Consider the following 17,133-nt stretch of genomic DNA (forward strand, 5'->3'; position numbering starts at 1 on the left):
GATGCCGAGCCCCGGCGGCGGAACCGGCCCGAGCGACCGTGCCCTGACCGGCGCGCAGAAGGTCGCGCTCATCCTCATGCAGATGGAGACCGAGCGCGCGAGCGCGGTGATGAAGCAGTTCACCGAGATGGAGGCCGAGGAGATCTCCGCCGAGATCGTCCGGATGCGCCGCCTCGAGGACACCGTCGTCGACCAGACCATGAGCGAGTTCCACCGCCTCACGATGAGCGGCCGCACGCAGAAGCGCGGCGGCAAGGAGACCGCCCTCGGGCTGCTCGAGGCGTCGTTCGGCGCCGAGCGGGCCGCCGGCGTGATGGACCGTCTGGCCTCGAACCTCGCCGGGCAGTCGTTCGACTTCCTCGACGACGCCGAACCCGGCCAGGTCGTCACCCTGCTCGAGGGCGAGCTGCCGCAGACCATCGCCCTCGTGCTGGCGCACCTGGGCCCGGGGCAGGCCAGCGCCGTGCTCGCCGGCGTCGACGAGCGTGTCCGCACCGACGTCGCCCAGGCGTTCGCCACCATGGGCAGCGCGACGCCCGAGGCCGTCGGCATCGTGGCCGGGGTGCTGCGCCAGCGTGCCGGTGCGGTCGTCTCGCCGCGCGAGAGCGTCGAGGTCGTCGGCGGCATCGCACCCCTGGTCGACATCATCAACCGCTCCGACGTCGCGACCGAGAAGGCCGTGCTCGAGGGACTCGAGGCCCGCGACCCGGAGCTCGCCGAGGACATCCGCTCCCGCATGCTCACCTTCGAGGACATCGTGAAGCTCGAGTCCCGCGACATCCAGCAGGTGCTGCGCGGCATCGACTCCAAGATCCTCGCGACCGCCATGAAGGGCGCCGCCGGGCCGGTCGTCGAGACCATCCGCGCGAACGTGTCCGAGCGCAACCGCGAACTGCTCGACGACGAGCTGCAGGCCATGGGCCCGGTGCGGGTCTCGCAGGTCGAGGAAGCGCGTGCCGAGGTCGTCCGTTCCGTGCGGGAACTCGAGGCCCAGGGCATCGTCACCGTGCACCGCGCCGAGGAGGACGAGCTCGTTGACTGACACCGTCGTGCACCGCGTCGCCTTCCCGGCGATCACCGCCACCGCCGGACGCGACCGCGCGTCGAGCGCCGACGTCCGCGGGCACGCGGCCGGCTACACCGCCGGGCTGCGTGCTGCGCAGGCCGAGACCGAGGCCCTGCGCGCCCGGCTCGAAGCCGAGCACGCCGCCCGGGTCACCGCGTTGCAGGCCGACACGGCACGTCGCATCGCGGTCCTCGACGCCGCCACGAACGCCCTGCTGTCCGCGGTCGCACCCGTCCTGGCGGACGCCGAGGCGTCGGTCGCGAGCGCGGCAGTCGACCTGGCCGAGGCGATCGTCGGCAACGTGGTCCGCGCCTCCAGGCCCGCACACGACGCGACCGTCCTCGACGGACCGGGCAGCCGGGAGGCCCGGATCACCTCCGGCGCCGAGGCCACCGTCCGGCGGGCGCTCGCGTCCGTCGACCGCACGGTCCCGGTGGCCGTCCGGCTCAGCCCGGCGGACGCTGCGCGCGTCGCCGGACTCGACCTGCCGGTCCCGGTGATGGCGGACGGCACCCTGCTCGACGGCGACGCCGTCGTCGACCTGCCGGACGGCATCCTCGACGCGCGCATCGCGACGGCGCTCGACCGCGCACGCACCGCGCTCGGTGTCGACGCGACGGGAGCCGACCGGTGACCGCCACCCTGCTCCGCCCGCGCGGCCTCGACGAGGCGCTGCTGCGCGCCGCACCCCAGCGGGTGGGTGTCGTCACGAGCGCCGTCGGCCTGGGGCTGACGATCGCCGGGCTCGACGCCCGCATCGGCGAGGTCGTCACGGTGGGCGCCGAGGACGGCGAACAGACCGCGGTCGAGGTCGTCGCCACCGATGCCTCGGGCATCCGCTGCATGCCGCTCGGCCGTCTGATCGGGGTCACCGCCGGCACACCGGCGCGTCCTACCGGCCGTCCGGTGCTCGTGCCGACCGGTTCCGGACTGTTCGGCCGGGTGCTCGACGGGCTCGGCCGGCCGATCGACGACCGCGGCCCGCTCGAAGGCCCCGGGGGCGAACCGGTCACCTGGGTCCCGCTCGACCACGACACCCCGAGCGCGATGGCCCGGACCCGCATCGACACCCCCATGCAGCTCGGCGTGCGGGTCCTCGACACCCTGACCACCGTCGGCCGTGGGCAGCGCATGGGCCTGTTCGCCGGGTCCGGCGTGGGCAAGTCCTCGTTGCTGTCGATGATCGCGCGGGGCAGCGACGCGGCCGTCAACGTCATCGCCCTGGTGGGGGAGCGCGGGCGCGAGGTCCGCGAGTTCCTGGAGGACGACCTGGGACCCGAGGGGCTGGCGCGTTCGATCGTCGTCGTGTCGACCTCGGACGAACCCGCGCTCATGCGCCTGCGTGCCGCGTTCGTGGCCACCCGCATCGCGGAGTCGTTCCGCGACGCCGGCCAGGACGTCGTGCTCATGATGGACTCGCTCACCCGCGTCGCCATGGCGCAGCGCGAGATCGGCCTGTCGGTGGGGGAACCGCCGGCCACCCGGGGCTACCCGCCGTCGACGTTCTCGGTGCTCGCCGGCCTGCTCGAGCGCGCCGGGACCGACCGCGTCGGCAGCATCACCGGCATGTACACCGTGCTGGTCGACGGCGACGACCACAACGAGCCGATCGCGGACGCCGCCCGCAGCATCCTGGACGGTCACGTCGTGCTCGACCGCAAGCTCGCGATCACCGGGCACTTCCCGTCGGTCGACGCCCTCGGCTCGGTCTCCCGTGTCGCCTCGAAGGTCACCCGACCGGAGCAGCGAGCCGCGGCCACCGTGCTGCGGAAGGTGATGGCCGCGCGCGCCGGTGCCCAGGACCTGATCGACGTCGGCGCCTACCAGCGCGGGTCGAACCCCCTGGTGGACGCCGCGGTCGACCACCAGGGATCGATCGACGCCTTCCTGCGCCAGGGCATGGACGAGCGCGCCACCGCAGATGCGTCCTGGCAGCGCCTCGGCGGCCTCGTGCAGCAGCTGGGGGTGTCGTGATGGCCCGCCGTTTCCCGCTCGCCGGGCTCCTGCGCCTGCGGCACACCCAGCAGGACCGTGCCGCCGCCACGCTCGCCACCGCGAACGAGCGTGTGCGTGACGCGGCCGACGCCCGGATCGCCGCACGCCGGAGCCTCGCCGACAGCGAGGACGCCCGGCCGATCCAGGACGCCGCCACCCTGAGCGCCGTCGCCGCAGCACGTGCCGCGACGCGCGGGATGCTCGAGGAGCTCGACGCCGTCGTGCAGAACCGCCGCGCGGACGCCGACCGGGCGCAGCAGGACTACACCGCCGCCCGCCGTGCCGCCGTCGGACTCGAGAAGCTCGAGGGCAAGCACACCGAGCAGCAGGCGGCCGAGGAACTCCGGACCGAACAGAACGCCCTCGACGAGATCGCGGCACGACGCCGCACGGAAGGTGGTGCCCGATGACCGTCGAAGCGGTGCTCTCCCGGATCTCGGAGATCCGGTCCCAGATCGACACGCTGCGCGGCGGGACGGCCACGGCTGCCCCGAGCGCCTCCGCCGCCAGCGGTGCCGCGGGGTCCGCGGCCTTCGCGGACGCCCTCGCCACCGCCGACGGCACGACCGGCGCCGCGACCGCTGCCGGTGCGACGGCCTCGGCCACCCCGACGGCCACCCGTGCCCCCGCGACCTCGGTCGACGCCGGGGCCGGCACCCTCGCCACCGGCAGCGGTGCCACCGGGGCTGACGTCGTGGCCGACGCGAAGAAGTACCTCGGCGTGCCGTACGTGTTCGGCGGGGAGACGACCGCGGGCATGGACTGCTCGGGCCTGGTGCAGACGGTCTTCAAGGACCTCGGGGTCACGATGCCCCGGGTCGTGCCGGACCAGGCGAAGATGGGCGTCGAGGTCGGCTCCCTGAAGGACGCCCAGCCCGGGGACCTGATCATCCCGAAGGGCGAGGGCCACGTCGTCATCTACGTCGGCGACGGCAAGGTGCTGCACGCGCCGCGCCCCGGCAAGGACGTCCGGATCGTCGACAACTGGTACTCCGACGGCGACATCGCGACCATCCGGCGGATCGTCCCCGCGCAGGCGGCCCCGGCGGCCGTCACCCCGCCGAGCGCTTCGGCTGCGCGTTCCGCGACCGACCTGCAGACCGCCGCGCTGCTGTCCATGATGCAGTCCGGGAGCGCCGCATGAGCCTGACCATCGCCACCCAGCCGTCCGTGCCCACCGCACCGAGCCCCACCCGGGGTGCGCCGTCCGACCCAGCTGCTGCCGGGTCCTTCGGTGCGGCACTGACCGCCGCCTCCGCGACCGAGCGGCGAGCCGGCGACGGCGCTGCCGAGCGGGACGACACCGACGGTCGCACGGCGGACGGTTCGGCCGCGACGCCGTGCACCGCTGTCACGCCGTCCGCGTCGACCTCGACCTCGGCGTCGGACCAGTCGGTGCCGGCGACCGATCCCACGTCCGTCGACGCGCATTCGCTGCTCGCCGCCGGGCTCACGGCCACGCCGGCCGCTCCGTCCGCCGTCGCCACGAGCACGACGGCGGGCCGGGCCGCCGTCCGCTCGGGGGAGCCGTCCGTGGCGGGCCCGCACGCCACCGACGGGACCGCTGCGATCCCGACGACCACACCGAAGCGGATGCCGGTGCCGGCCGCGGACACGGCGTCACAGACCTCGTCCGCCCCGACGCCGACGAGCGGAACCGCTTCCGTCGCCCCGCAGCAGGCACCGGCGACGGTGCCGGCCGTGCCCGCGGTGACGGCGACCGCTCCGTCGGCGCCCGCTGTGCCGCCGAGGGGCACCGCGTCGCCGGCAGCTGCCTCCGAGGTCGTTCCGGGCACCGCCCCCGCGCCGACCGCGGTCGGCGGCGCCTCCGTCGCTGTCCCGGCGGCGGCGATCCCGGCCGCGGCACCGACGCGGACCGACGCCGACCCCTCCACCGGCACCCTGGCCCCGCTGCCGGTCGTCGCAGCGGGTGCCGCCCCGGCAGCCGGCACCGGCTCCCGAGCCGGCCACGGGACCCAGCAGCAGGCGTCGACGCCGGGTGATCCGGGCCTCCCGGCCGTCGTCCCCAGCCGCGGCGGCGAGACCCCGTTCGTCATGTCGACGACGCCGACCGCCGCGCCGGCCGCGGCGACCGCGCCGGCCCCGGCGCCGCTCGCCCAGCAGCTGGCGCGACCGGTGTTCACGCTCGCACAGGCCGGCCCCGGCGAGCACGTCGTCACCGTGCAGGTCGTGCCGGACAGCCTCGGCCCGGTCACGGTGCGCGCGCACGTCACCGCGCACGGCATGCACGTCGAGCTGTTCGCCGCGTCGGACGCCGGCCGCGAGGCCGTCCGCCAGGTGCTGCCGGACCTGCGACGCGACGCCGGCGGCACCGGTGTGAGCACCACGCTCGACCTGTCGTCGCAGAACCAGCCGCAGGACGCGCCGGGTCGCGACGAGCGCCCGGCCGCACGTGTGCTGCCTGGCGACCCCGGACTGGAGGCGCGGGGCACCCCGCGCACGCAGCCCGCCACCCACACGCCCTCCATCCGCACCGCGGGACTCGACGTCCTCGCCTGATCCGGCTCACGAACAGGAACGCACCATGCCCATCGACGGCATCACCGGCAGCGTGGACCCGACCGCGCAGGCCGCGGCCCTCGCCGCGAACTCCACCGCACAGAAGTCCCAGACGATGGACTCCGAGGTCTTCATGAAGCTGCTCGTCACGCAGCTGCGCAACCAGGACCCGTCGTCGCCGATGGACACCAACCAGATGATCGGCCAGCAGACGCAGCTCGCGATGATGGAGCAGATCACCAACCAGACCACGACGGGGAACGAGAACTTCTCGCTCCAGATGCGCATCGCCGCAGCGAACCTCGTCGGCAAGCAGGTCAGTTACACCGACGCCGACTCGGGCGGGTCCGTCACCGGGACCGCCTCGGCCGTGTCGTACGCGAAGAGCGTGCCCACGGTCACCGTGAACGGGAAGGAGGTCGCTCTCGACGTGATCTCCGGCATCACCACCACCGCTCCGGCGTCCTGACGCCCGCTGCTCCGTTCTTCGCTCTTCCTCGTTCTCCCTCGATCTTCCTGCCTCTCCGAAAGGACGCACCATGCTCCGCTCGCTCTACTCCGGGATCTCCGGCCTCCGCTCCCACCAGCAGATGCTCGACGTCACCGGCAACAACATCGCCAACGTCAACACCGTCGGCTTCAAGTCGTCGACCACGGTCTTCCAGGACACCCTGTCGCAGATGACCCAGGGTGCCGGCGGACCGCAGACCGGCATCGGCGGCACGAACCCGGCCCAGATCGGCCTGGGCGTGCAGGTCGCCGGGGTCTCCACGAACTTCTCGCAGGGCTCGGCGCAGGCCACCGGCAAGGCCACCGACCTGATGATCTCGGGCGACGGGTTCTTCGTCACCCGCCTGGGCAACGACACCGTCTACACCCGCGCCGGGGCGTTCGACTTCGACGCGAACGGCCGCCTGGTCACCGCCGACGGCAAGATCGTGCAGGGCTACCCGGCCACGAACGGCGTCGTCAACGAGAACGGGCAGCTGTCCGACATCACGCTGCCGCTCGAAGCAGCAGCCCCGGCGGTCCGCACCACCGCCGCCACCGTCGCGGGCAACCTGCCGTCCGAGACCGCCGTCGGCCAGACCATCACGCGCGAGGCCACCGTGTACGACGCCTCCGGTGCCAAGCACACGATGTCGCTCGCCTACACGCGCACCGCCGGCGGCTGGGACGTCACCGGGCGCAACGGACAGGGCACCACGGCGACAACCTCGCTGACCTTCGGCACCGACGGCAAGCTGACCGCCGGCGGGACCCTCGCTGTCGGCGGCATCCGGGTCGACATGGGTGACCTGACCGGGTTCGCCTCGCTCAACACCGCGGCGATCGGCTCGCAGAACGGCCGCGAGGCCGGGGCGCTGCAGGGCTACTCGATCTCGAAGGACGGCACCGTGACCGGCACGTTCTCGAACGGTGCGTCGCTGGCGCTCGGCCGCATCGCGCTGGCCACGTTCGCCAACCCCGCCGGCCTCGAGAAGACCGGGGCGTCGGGCTACCGCGCGACCGCGAACTCGGGCGGTGCGACGGTCGGGGGCCCCGGTTCGGCCGGCGTCGGTTCGCTCGCGGCAGGGACGCTCGAGATGTCGAACGTCGACCTGTCGCAGGAGTTCACGAACCTGATCGTGGCGCAGCGTGGGTTCCAGGCGAACGCCCGCATCATCACGACCTCGGACGAGGTGCTGCAGGAGCTCACGAACCTCAAGCGCTAGGCGCTAGGCGCTAGGCGCGGGGTCGCGGGCGCGGGCTTCGCTCGCGTCGCGAGCGGTTGGTGAGCAGGAACGGTCGGGTGCTGAAGGGGGACTCGACCGTTCCTGCTCACCATCGTTCGTGGTGCAGGGAGTTCGGCGCCGGTTCGTGACGAAACGCTGCGTCGTGACGTCTCATCGGTGCGATGCACGAGAACCACGACACCGACCACCGACCCGACCACCGCTGCTGCAGCGTCTTCGACCGCTGGCGCTGCGATCGACCGAGCGGCCACGACGGCGTGCACGAGTCGCGTGCTGCCGGCGGACGCACGAGCTGGAACGACGGGCTGACCGGGCGGCGGCTCGGGGACGTCTGAGCTCGCGCGATGTCCGAGGGCGAGACGTGTCGTCCGGACTTGTGGCGGTCTGGGCGCGGCCCGATGTATGGTCAGCGCATGCTGACCATTGCCCCGCGGCTCGACGTCCTGAACCGGCTCGGACGGGCACTGTCCGACCCGACCCGAGCGCGGATCCTGCTCCGACTACTCGACGACCCCGGCTACCCGGCGCGGCTGTCCGAGGAACTCGAGCTGACCCGGACCAACGTGTCGAACCACCTGGCGTGCCTGCGCGGCTGCGGGATCGTCGTCGCCGTGCCCGAGGGACGGCGGACCCGCTACGAGATCGCGGACGGCAACATCACCCGCGCGCTCGAGTCCCTGGTCGACGTGGTGCTGGCAGTCGACGTCGACGGCGATGGTGACGGTGACGGCTGCGCCGTGGACGTCGGCTGCGGGGCCGAGCGGTGACCGCCGCCGTGGTTTCGCTCACGCCGGTCCGTGCTGGCGTCCTCCGGCGACGGATCCGCTGGATCGTCGCGGCGACCATCGCCTACAACGTGCTCGAGGCCGTCGTGGCGATCGCCGCCGGTTCGGTGGCGTCGTCCACCGCGCTGATCGGCTTCGGGCTCGACTCGATCGTCGAGGTCCTGTCGGCAGCGGCCGTCGCGTGGCAGTTCGCCGCGCGGGACCCGGAGGCGCGGGAGCGGACGGCGCTCCGGGTGATCGCGGTCTCGTTCTTCGGGCTCGCTGCCGTGGTCAGCATCGACGCCGTCCTGACGTTCACGGGTGTCCGCTCACCGGAGCACAGCCCGGTCGGCATCGTCCTCGCCGCGGTGAGCCTGGCGGTCATGCCGTTCCTGAGCCTCGTCGAACGGCGGACCGGACGTGAGCTCGGTTCGGCCTCCGCGATCGCCGACTCGAAGCAGACGCTGATCTGCAGTTACCTGTCGGCGGCGGTGCTGCTCGGCCTGCTGGCGAACACGCTGTTCGGCTGGTGGTGGGCCGATCCGCTCGCCGGCCTCGTCGTGGTCGGGTTCGCCGTGCGTGAGGGGCTCGAAGCCTGGCGCGGCGACGCGTGCAAGCAGCCCGTCGCCGCGCTGACGGGGGAGCGTGCAGCTGTCGGTTGCGAGTGCTGCTGAGCGGTGTCTGGCAGCAGCAGCCGGTTCAGTCGGTGTCGGTTCTGGCTTCGCTGACGTGACTGACCGCGTCGCCGACGATGTGGGCGATGTGCTCGTCGTGGAGCGAGTAGACGGCGTTCCGCCCGATGCGCTCGACCTGCACGATGCCTGCGAGCCGCAGCGTGCGCAGGTGCTGGGAGACGAGCGGCTGCGAGAGCTCGGTCGCGTCGGCGAGCGAGCCGACGTCGGACGGTCCGGTGATCAAGGCGGAGAGGATCCGCAGTCGCGCCGGCGAGGAGAGCGCCTTGAAGAGGTCCGCCGCTGCTTCGATCCCGTCTGACATGGACTCATGTAAGCGCACGCGCATACGTGCATGCAACACGACGGCCCCGGCGCGGTGCGTCGGGGCCGTCGTGCAGGTCCGTTGATCGGTGCTGATCACGGGCCTGCGCTGATCAGGAGATCAGTGCTCGTCGTAGTGGTCGCCGTGCTGGGCGTGCTTGTGGCCGTCGTGGACGAAGTCCACGTGGTCCTCGTGCTGGACCGTCTCGTGGCCGCAGCCGTCCTGGTGGGCGTGCTCGGCGACGGTGTGCTCTGCGCTGTTCTCGTGCTCGGCCATGGTGACCTCCTGCTGATCGACGGTTGGGATGCCCTCAGCGTAGGCCACGCATGCAGAAGTTGCAATACATTTATAGATGAGAACGGATGTCAGTTCCGGGGGATCCGGTGCGCGGTCCGCTCGACCACCTCCGATACCCAGTGCGACGGTCGGTCGATCCCGTCGGGCAGCATCGTGGCGGTGTCACCGCCTGCCGCGTTCACCTGCGCCTGCGTGAGGAACAGCGCGGTGGACAGATCCGCTCCGTCGAGCCGGGCGTCCCGCAGATCGACCCCGAGCAAGTCGACGCCGGACAGGTCCACGCCGCGCAGGTCCGCCCCGATCGCGGTGGCACCCCGCAGGTCGGCGCCAGCCATCGGCCGGCCCCGCAGATCACGACCGGCGAGGTCGGCCCCCGGTCGCAGCAGTCCGGCCCGTGAATCGTCCTGGCCGGCGCGGTACCTGGCCCGGACCTCGCCGCTCACCTCGACCAGGACGTCCCGGACGCGTTCGTGCAGCGGCTCGACGTCGAGCGCCAGGAGCGTCGGGCGACCTGCGACGAGCACGCGCCGGATCTCCCGCGTCAGGAGCCCGGCGTCCTCCGCCGAGTCGGGCGTGACCGCACGGTCCTGCGCCTCGGCGAGGTGCCAGAGCATCTCGTGCAGCAGGCGGACGATCGGGAACACCCGGAACATCTCCGCGCGGGAGTCAGGGTGGTCACGCCAACTGACCCCGTCGTAGAGGGTCTGCGACACGTACTGGCCCGCACCGGAGCAGTCGAAGACGGTGCACCCCCGGAACCCCCGCGGCCGGAGCGTCTGGTGGATGGTGCAGGAGAAGTCGTCAGCGAGGTTCCCGCACGGGGTGCCGGCGGGCTTGTCGATCGGGAAGTCGGCGGAACGCTGGAACCCGAAGGCGGTGCAGCAGAGCGCGAAGCAGTTGCCGCAGTCCGCGCGCAGGGCGGACCGGTCGGTGGTCGTCATGGAGTGGTCTTCCTCTGGTGGTCTGGATGGTGTGCCGGGTGTGGGGGAGCTCCTGATGGAGTTCCCCGTCCGGGCGCACGAGACCACCCCCGCGCGTCGGCGGGGCGAACCGGTGGTGCTGGGCGACCAGTGGGTCACCGAGAGAGACGGAGGATCACTGTGGCCAGGCTAGCGTTCCCGCTGCGACGGGAACCGGAAACGGGCGTCCCTGGTGAGCACAACAGACCGGGTACGCCCGCTTCGACCAGGTGTGCCCGGGGGCGCCCTACGACGACGCGGGCGGTGACGCCACCGACTCGATGCCGTCCAACCGCGCCTCCTCCGCGTCGTACCCGGCGCGCACCTGCCGCAGCACCAGGTCGTCGATCTCGTCGGCGTCGCGCAGGCGCAGCAGGGTCTTCGCCTTGTGCTGCACCAGTGCGAGCTCGAGGGCGACCGCGTTGTCGTGCCGCTGGAGTGCGGGGTGGTCGTCGTCGTCCCCCTCGCGGGCCTCGATCACGTCGAGGTGGGCCTCGTAGTCCTTCCGCAGACGAGCGACCGTCGCACGGTCGGCGCCTGTCGACCGTGCGAGTCGGGGGAGTGCGTCGAGGGCCTCCTCGATCGCGGTGCGTTCGGCGTAGCGACGTTCGTCGCTGACCGACTCGTCCTCGGGCAGCGCGGCGCGGCGCAGGACGGCCGGCAGCACCAGGGCCTGCCCGACGATCGTGACGATGACCACCCCGGCGGTGACGAAGACGATGAGGTCGCGCTCGGGGAAGCCCCCGCCGGACTCGAGGGTGCGCGGCACGGCGACGGCCATGGCGAGCGACACGGCGCCGCGGAACCCGGCGAAGCCGCTGACCAGCCGGTCACGGTGTCCCTCACGGGGTTCTCCGCCGGTGCGTCGGGTGACGAGCCAGATCGTCCCACCCGCAGCGTTCAGGAACGCGAAGCGCACGATCACCAGCAGCACCGCGACCGCGAAGACGATCCCCGTCCCGCGCAGCAGGTCCGCGGGGTCGAGCGCGCGTGCGGCGACCATCGCCTCGATGCCGACCAGGACGAACAGTGCCCCGTTGAGCAGGAAGGTCAGGAATGACCAGAAGGCCCGGACCTGCTGCCGGGTCTCGGCGCGGTCGAGCTTCGGCCCGACCTGGCTGACGACGATGCCCGCGGCGACGACGGCGAGCACGCCGGAGGCGCCGATCGCCTCGGCGGCCAGGAAGGCCGCGAACGGCACGAGCAGGGTGACGAGGTTCTCGAGCACGACGGTGTCGACCCGGCGCAGCACCATCGTGCCGATCCAGGCGGCGGCGAGCCCGGCGGCGACCCCGCCGACGTACGACAGCGCGAGCATGCCGGAAACACCCCAGAACGTGAGTTCCTGCGTGCCGACGGTGACGGCCACCGCGATGCCGTAGACCACCAGCGTCGTGCCGTCGTTCACCAGGCTCTCGGCGCGGAGCACCGTGACGTTCCGGCGCGGCAGCATCTTGGTGAGCACGCCGACCGCGGTCGCGTCGGTCGGTGCGACCGCGGCGCCGAGCACCCATGCGGGGCCCCAGGGCATGCCGAGCAGGTGCAGCAGGGTGGCGACGGCGCCGGCGGTGACCACGACGAGCAGGGTGCCCATCAGGACGATGCCGCGCAGGTTCTTCCGGATCTCGCGGAGCGACGTCGTCAGGCTCTCCCAGTAGAGCAGCGTCGGCAGGAACAGCAACAGGACCGCCTCGGCGGGGAGCTCGACGTCCGCGAACTCGGGGACGAGCCCCAGCAGTGCGCCGAAGACCAGGAGCAGCACGGGCGGCGCGATCCGGATCCGGTCGGCGACCGCCGCCGTCAGCGCGATGGCGAGGCCGAGCACGACCACCAGTTCGGGTCCCAGCACGTGCACTCCGATCGTTGTCCGACCCGCAAGTCAACGCCGATCCACGGTGGATCCTTCCAGAACAGCCGAACGACGCGCCGCACCGCTGCGCGGTACCGATCGCACCGGGACGGGACGGGACGACGCGCTCAGAGCCAGCCGCGTCCGCGTCAGACCGTCCGCGGCCGACGCACCACCCGTCGCCACCACGCGCGCCACGGCAGGCTGCTCACCAGCGCGGACCCGATCACGACGGTCCCGAACCACCCGACGACCACGCCCGGGATCGGCACGAGCAGGCTCGCCCAGAGCAGGACCGACAGCACCCCGAGGACGTACGCCGCCCCGGCCTTCAGGTACCGCAACCGCTTCAGCCCCGCGGCCTGGTCGACCCGCGACGTCAGGCGGGCCAGGAACACCGCGCCGACACCGATCGCCCCGACCGCCACGGCGGCCTGCTCGAGCGCCCCGAGCCCGTCCGACCCGAGCGGCCCGGACCCCGACAGGCTGTACACGCCGTCGAGGATCTCGAAGAGCATGAACACCACGAGCCCCCGCTCGAACACGACGGTCGACGCGTACAGGTGGATCCGCCAGGCACCGCGGCCGATCCCGATCGACTCCGTGTCCGACGTGCCACCCCCGGACCCGGGGCGCAGCGCCCACGCCGCGGTCCACTTCGACACGAGGTACGCGGCGATCCCGGCAGCCCCGCCGATCGCGACCGGCAACAGCACACCGGGCGCCCACCCGGCACGCGACCCGACGAGGACGGACGTGACGACGACCCCCGTCGTGGCGGTGACCAGCGACCAGACGCGCGGTCGCGCGACGGATGCGAGTCGCGCCTCCAGGCTGCCCAGCCACGACCTGCGGGACGCGCGGTCGGTGTTGAACAGGTACTCGGCGAAGACCTGCCAGATGAACGCGGCGCCGAAGGCGGCCAGGGCGGGACGCACCTCGGCCAGGTGCGCGGAGAACGAGCCGGGTGCGAAGACGGCCTCCTCGACGGAGCTCGCCGGGTCGGTCGCGTCACCGACCGCGACGGCGGCCGGCGGCAGCAGCAGCCGCATCGCGAGCACGCCCGCGACGATCCCGAGCGACAGGAACAGCCGGCGGGCGGGGGAGTGCAGGCGTCCGGCGATGCCGGCCATCGGCACGGACGAGTCCGCAGCCATCGCGATCTCGAGGAACGCGAGGGCGACGAAGGCGAGCGCGGCGGCGGGGCCGAGCACCAGCCAGGCCGCCGCGGCGGCCGCGACGGTGATGAGCAGGGGGACGGTCAGGAGCGATCTCGTGGCCATCTGCCCATCCAGCCCGTCCGGGCTGGGCGGCGCATGGAGCGCTCCTGGGCATCGGCCTGGAGGCCCGTGGGGACCCCGTCAGACGGGTGACGGCCCGTCCCCACTTGCGGGGACGGGCCGTCAGGTCGGGCTCGCAAAACACCGGTGTTCGCGTGCCGAACCGCGGTCTGCGCGTGTTCGACCGGCGAACACCGGTGTCTTGCGGGGCCCGCGTCAGTCGTGGAACGTCTCGATGGACGCACCGAGCGAGTTGAGGCGCTCCTGCAGCTGCTCGTAGCCACGGGCGATGATGCCCACGTTGCGCAGGACGCTCTCACCCTTGGCCGCGAGCATCGCCAGCAGGATCACGACGGCGGGCCGCAGTGCCGGCGGGCAGCTGATCTCGGCGCCGGAGAAGTGCGTCGGACCGGTCACGTCGAGGCGGTGCGGGTCACGCAGGGTGACGCTGGCGCCCAGGCGGGTGAGGTCGAGCAGGTGGATCGCCCGGCCCTCGTACACCCAGTCGTGCACGAGCGTGGTGCCCTCGGCCATGGCCGCGATCACGACGAAGAAGGGCAGGTTGTCGATGTTCAGGCCTGGGAACGGCATCGCGTGGATCTTGTCGATCGGCGCGTGCAGTTCGGACGGGTGGACCGTGATGTCGACGAGGCGGGTGCGACCGTTGGCGGCGGCGTACTCCTCGGTGACGTCGAAGCGCAGGCCCATCTCGGCCAGGGTCGCGAGCTCGATCTCGAGGAACTCGATCGGCGCCCGGGTCACGGTGAGGGTCGAGGCGGTGACGATGCCGGCGGTCAGCAGGCTCATGGCCTCGACCGGGTCCTCGCTCGGCCAGTAGTCCACGACCTCGTCGATGCGGCTCTTGCCCGTGATGCGGAGCGTGGTGGTGCCGATGCCCTCGATCTGCACCCCGAGCAGCTCGAGGAAGAAGCAGAGGTCCTGCACCATGTAGTTGGGGCTGGCGTTCCGGATGACGGTCTCACCGTCGCGGGCGGCGGCGGCGAGGATCGCGTTCTCGGTCACGGTGTCGCCGCGCTCGGTCAGCACGACCGACTTCGTGGGGACGGCCTGGTTGGCGACGTCGACCTCGTACCAGCCGGACGTCGCTTCGACGTCGACGCCGAACGGACGCAGCGCGATGAGGTGCGGCTCGACCGTGCGGGTGCCGAGGTCACAACCGCCGGCGTAGGGCAGGCGGAAGGACTCGAACCGGCCGCTGAGCGGGCCGAGGAACATGAGCACGCTGCGGGTGCGACGGGCGGCGTCGGCGTCGATCGCGTCGAGGCGCAGGTCCTCGGGGGCGACAATCTCGAGGGTCTCGCCGTCCTCGGACCACGTGACGCTCGCGCCGAGGCTGCGGAGCACGTCGATGATGCGGTCGACCTCGACGATCCGGGCGACCTTGTGCAGACGGGTCACGCCGCGGTTCAGCAGCGAGGCGCAGAGCAGTGCCACGGCGGCGTTCTTGCTCGAGTTCACCGCGATGGAGCCACTGAGCTTCCGGCCGCCCTGCACCCGAAGGTGGGCACGCTGCGGAGCGCCGCCGATCGAGACGATCTGCTGGTCGAGGGCGTCGCTGATGCGGGTGAGCATCTCGAGGGACAGGTTCTGCCCACCCTGCTCGATGCGGTTGATCGCGCTCTGGCTGGTGCCGACGCGTTCGGCGAGCTGGGCCTGCGTCATGCTGCGGCCCTTGCGGGCGCCCCGGATCAGGGCGCCGACCTCACGGAGGGGTGCTGCGGTCGCCGGAGATGCCGGCGAGACGACGGTGGTGGTGTCGGTCATGCGCGCCACGCTAACACGCTCATGAGATAAACCAGTGGAAGATCAACACCTGTCGCGCGTCTCGAGGTCTCGAATACGTCACAGTTGGGAATTTCGGGGGACGAACGCTCAGGCATCGGTCAGGCGGCCGTCCACGACGGTGACCAGGCGGTCGAGCGCGTCGCGGTGGACGAGATCGTGCGTGACGAGCATCGTCGCCGTGCCCTGCTCGTGCGTGAGACGCGCGATCAGCGCCATGATCTCGGCGCCCCGCTCCTGGTCGAGTGCGCTGGTGGGTTCGTCGACCAGCAGGACGGACGGGGTGTTCACCAGGGCGCGGGCGATGGCGACCCGTTGCCGCTGGCCACCGGAGAGCTGCTCGGGACGCTTGCCGCGGTGCTCGGCGAGACCGACCGCTGCCAGCAGCGCATCGGCACGGGTGCGCACCGCGGTCCGGTCACGGCGGCCGCCGCCGAGCTCCGCCATGACGAGCAGCTGTTCCCGCGCGGTGAGCGACTCGATGAGGTTCGACTGCTGGAACACGATGCCGACCTGGTCGCGGCGGAGCGTCGTCGCCTCGTTCCGGCTCAGGGTCGCTGCGTCGACGTCGTCGATCCACACGTGCCCGGAGTCCGGGCGGATCAGGGTCGCAGCGACGGCGAGGAGCGAGGACTTCCCGGAGCCGGAGGGCCCGGTGATGCCCGTGACCACCCCGTTCGGAGCGGTCAGGGACACGCGGTCCACCGCCGTGATGCGGGAGTCGCCGTCGGGGAAGGTGAGGGTGACGTCGTCGAGGGTGATCATCGGTTGCTCCCGAGTGCGGTGAGGGGGTCGGCCTTGGTGACGGTGCGGAGTGCGACAGCGGCACCGGCGAGGCCGAGGACGACCATCACGGCGGCCGGCAGCAGGGTGGTGAGCGGGCTGAGCAGGAACGGCAGGACACCGTTCGCGAGCGTCCCCAGGACCGACACGAGACCGATCCCGACCCCGACGCCCACGGCCAGGACGACGAGTGCCTGGCCGAGGGCATCGCCGACGAGCGACGCGTCGGAGGCGCCGAGGGCCTTCAGGACGGCGATGTCGTCGGCACGCTGCAGCGTCCACACGGTGAAGAACGCCCCGACGACGAGTGCGGAGACACCGAAGAGCATCACGATCATGAGCCCGAGTGACCCGACCTCCGACTTGAACGTGTCGAGCGCGGTGAGGCTGGCGAGCGGTGACGCGGCGACGGTGTGCGTGCGGTCCGCCGTGCTGCCCCAGTCCGGCGCACCGGAGACGGCGAGCACGGTCGCTTCGCCGTCCCCGCCGAGGCGCCGGTCGGTCGACGCCCACGCGGTCGGGGAGAGCGCGACGACGGGGGTGTGGCTGTACCAGGCGTCTCCGCCGACGGTGGCGACCCGGTAGGTCCTCCCCATGATCGTGACGGCGTCCCCGACGGCGACGTCGAGGTCCTTCGCTGCGCCGGCGGACAGGCCCACCGTGTCGTCGGACCGCGGAGCCAGGTCGGTGACCGTCGACGCGGGGGCTCCCCGCGGCACGCCGAACAGGGCGACGGCCACCGCTGGTGCGGTCTCGGCGTGTACGGCGGCCCGCCCCTGTGCGATCCCGATCGGCGTGACGTGCTCGACGCCCGAGGACTGCCGCCACGCGGAGACCGTCGCGGCGTCGATCGTCGACTGCGAGAACGACGGCTGTCCGGTCGAGGGCTCCTGCAGGACGAGGCGGTTCCCGGGGAGGCCGAGGACCGCGGACACGTCCTGTGCGCCGAGTCCACCGGTCAGACCGGCGAGGAAGCCGACGAGCAGGGTGATCAACGACACCACGGACCCGATCAGCACGAACCTGCCACGGGCGGCTCGGAGGTCACGCCAAGCGACGAACACGATGGTTCCTTCCCGACGGCA

General features: G+C 72.4%; 19 protein-coding genes. 11 read left to right on the forward strand and 8 right to left on the reverse strand.

The genetic code is table 11. From position 1 onward, the window contains the following. Position 1: 1 nt before the first annotated feature. The 11 genes from fliG (at position 2) to ITJ50_RS15560 (ending at position 8,755) form a co-directional block, all read left to right on the forward strand. The gene (gene fliG, locus ITJ50_RS15510; RefSeq protein WP_042537259.1) at positions 2–1,042 is read left to right on the forward strand and encodes a flagellar motor switch protein FliG; all 1,041 of its coding nucleotides are present in this window, start codon (positions 2–4) and stop codon (positions 1,040–1,042) included. Then, entirely contained in the window at positions 1,035–1,700 is a 666-nt protein-coding gene (locus ITJ50_RS15515) for a hypothetical protein (protein ID WP_194590873.1), read from the forward strand. The genes fliG and ITJ50_RS15515 overlap by 8 nt, the downstream gene beginning before the upstream one ends. Further along, on the forward strand, positions 1,697–3,040 hold the full coding sequence (locus tag ITJ50_RS15520) for a FliI/YscN family ATPase (protein WP_194590874.1): 1,344 nt from the start codon (positions 1,697–1,699) through the stop codon (positions 3,038–3,040). The genes ITJ50_RS15515 and ITJ50_RS15520 overlap by 4 nt, the downstream gene beginning before the upstream one ends. Beyond that, entirely contained in the window at positions 3,040–3,471 is a 432-nt protein-coding gene (locus ITJ50_RS15525; protein ID WP_194590875.1) for a flagellar FliJ family protein, read from the forward strand. Before ITJ50_RS15520 ends, ITJ50_RS15525 begins: the two co-directional genes overlap by 1 nt. Beyond that, positions 3,468–4,205 (forward strand): C40 family peptidase, encoded by a 738-nt coding sequence (locus ITJ50_RS15530; RefSeq protein WP_194590876.1) that lies wholly within the window; start codon positions 3,468–3,470, stop codon positions 4,203–4,205. Before ITJ50_RS15525 ends, ITJ50_RS15530 begins: the two co-directional genes overlap by 4 nt. After that, the gene (locus tag ITJ50_RS15535; RefSeq protein WP_194590877.1) at positions 4,202–5,581 is read left to right on the forward strand and encodes a flagellar hook-length control protein FliK; all 1,380 of its coding nucleotides are present in this window, start codon (positions 4,202–4,204) and stop codon (positions 5,579–5,581) included. Before ITJ50_RS15530 ends, ITJ50_RS15535 begins: the two co-directional genes overlap by 4 nt. Before the next feature lie 25 nt (positions 5,582–5,606). Next, a complete protein-coding gene (locus ITJ50_RS15540; protein ID WP_042537086.1) occupies positions 5,607–6,050 on the forward strand; it encodes a flagellar hook assembly protein FlgD in 444 nt (147 codons plus the stop codon). A 70-nt stretch (positions 6,051–6,120) separates the two neighbouring features. Further along, positions 6,121–7,296, forward strand: coding sequence for a flagellar hook protein FlgE (locus tag ITJ50_RS15545; protein WP_017887465.1), 1,176 nt, complete (start codon positions 6,121–6,123; stop codon positions 7,294–7,296). A gap of 182 nt (positions 7,297–7,478) precedes the next feature. Beyond that, positions 7,479–7,652 (forward strand): hypothetical protein, encoded by a 174-nt coding sequence (locus ITJ50_RS15550; protein ID WP_161598065.1) that lies wholly within the window; start codon positions 7,479–7,481, stop codon positions 7,650–7,652. A gap of 78 nt (positions 7,653–7,730) precedes the next feature. Continuing rightward, complete coding sequence (gene cmtR / locus ITJ50_RS15555; RefSeq protein ID WP_017887463.1) at positions 7,731–8,084, forward strand: Cd(II)/Pb(II)-sensing metalloregulatory transcriptional regulator CmtR; 354 nt, start codon at positions 7,731–7,733, stop codon at positions 8,082–8,084. Beyond that, positions 8,081–8,755, forward strand: a complete 675-nt coding sequence (locus ITJ50_RS15560; RefSeq protein WP_017887462.1) for a cation transporter — start codon at positions 8,081–8,083, stop codon at positions 8,753–8,755. Before cmtR ends, ITJ50_RS15560 begins: the two co-directional genes overlap by 4 nt. A gap of 25 nt (positions 8,756–8,780) precedes the next feature. Here the strand turns inward: ITJ50_RS15560 and ITJ50_RS15565 are convergent, their stop codons facing one another. The 8 genes from ITJ50_RS15565 to ITJ50_RS15600 all read right to left on the reverse strand — a co-directional run bounded on the left by ITJ50_RS15565 (position 8,781) and on the right by ITJ50_RS15600 (position 17,112). Beyond that, entirely contained in the window at positions 8,781–9,077 is a 297-nt protein-coding gene (locus ITJ50_RS15565) for an ArsR/SmtB family transcription factor (RefSeq protein ID WP_194590878.1), read from the reverse strand. A gap of 120 nt (positions 9,078–9,197) precedes the next feature. Next, the gene (locus tag ITJ50_RS15570) at positions 9,198–9,353 is read right to left on the reverse strand and encodes a zinc transporter permease (protein WP_194590879.1); all 156 of its coding nucleotides are present in this window, start codon (positions 9,351–9,353) and stop codon (positions 9,198–9,200) included. Between the two features lie 89 nt (positions 9,354–9,442). Then, positions 9,443–10,315, reverse strand: coding sequence for a pentapeptide repeat-containing protein (locus ITJ50_RS15575; protein WP_194590880.1), 873 nt, complete (start codon positions 10,313–10,315; stop codon positions 9,443–9,445). A 265-nt stretch (positions 10,316–10,580) separates the two neighbouring features. Beyond that, complete coding sequence (locus tag ITJ50_RS15580; RefSeq protein ID WP_323749917.1) at positions 10,581–12,182, reverse strand: Na+/H+ antiporter; 1,602 nt, start codon at positions 12,180–12,182, stop codon at positions 10,581–10,583. Positions 12,183–12,331: 149 nt separating this feature from the next. After that, positions 12,332–13,465 (reverse strand): DUF475 domain-containing protein, encoded by a 1,134-nt coding sequence (locus tag ITJ50_RS15585; protein WP_042537091.1) that lies wholly within the window; start codon positions 13,463–13,465, stop codon positions 12,332–12,334. A 213-nt stretch (positions 13,466–13,678) separates the two neighbouring features. After that, a complete protein-coding gene (locus tag ITJ50_RS15590; protein WP_017887456.1) occupies positions 13,679–15,247 on the reverse strand; it encodes a helix-turn-helix domain-containing protein in 1,569 nt (522 codons plus the stop codon). Positions 15,248–15,355: 108 nt separating this feature from the next. Then, positions 15,356–16,030, reverse strand: a complete 675-nt coding sequence (locus tag ITJ50_RS15595; protein WP_194590882.1) for an ABC transporter ATP-binding protein — start codon at positions 16,028–16,030, stop codon at positions 15,356–15,358. Next, the gene (locus tag ITJ50_RS15600) at positions 16,027–17,112 is read right to left on the reverse strand and encodes an FtsX-like permease family protein (RefSeq protein WP_194590959.1); all 1,086 of its coding nucleotides are present in this window, start codon (positions 17,110–17,112) and stop codon (positions 16,027–16,029) included. Before ITJ50_RS15600 ends, ITJ50_RS15595 begins: the two co-directional genes overlap by 4 nt. Between the last annotated feature and the right edge of the window lie 21 nt (positions 17,113–17,133).

Origin of the sequence: Curtobacterium sp. VKM Ac-2889 (assembly GCF_015350855.1) — a bacterium.
Lineage (GTDB): Bacteria > Actinomycetota > Actinomycetes > Actinomycetales > Microbacteriaceae > Curtobacterium > Curtobacterium poinsettiae.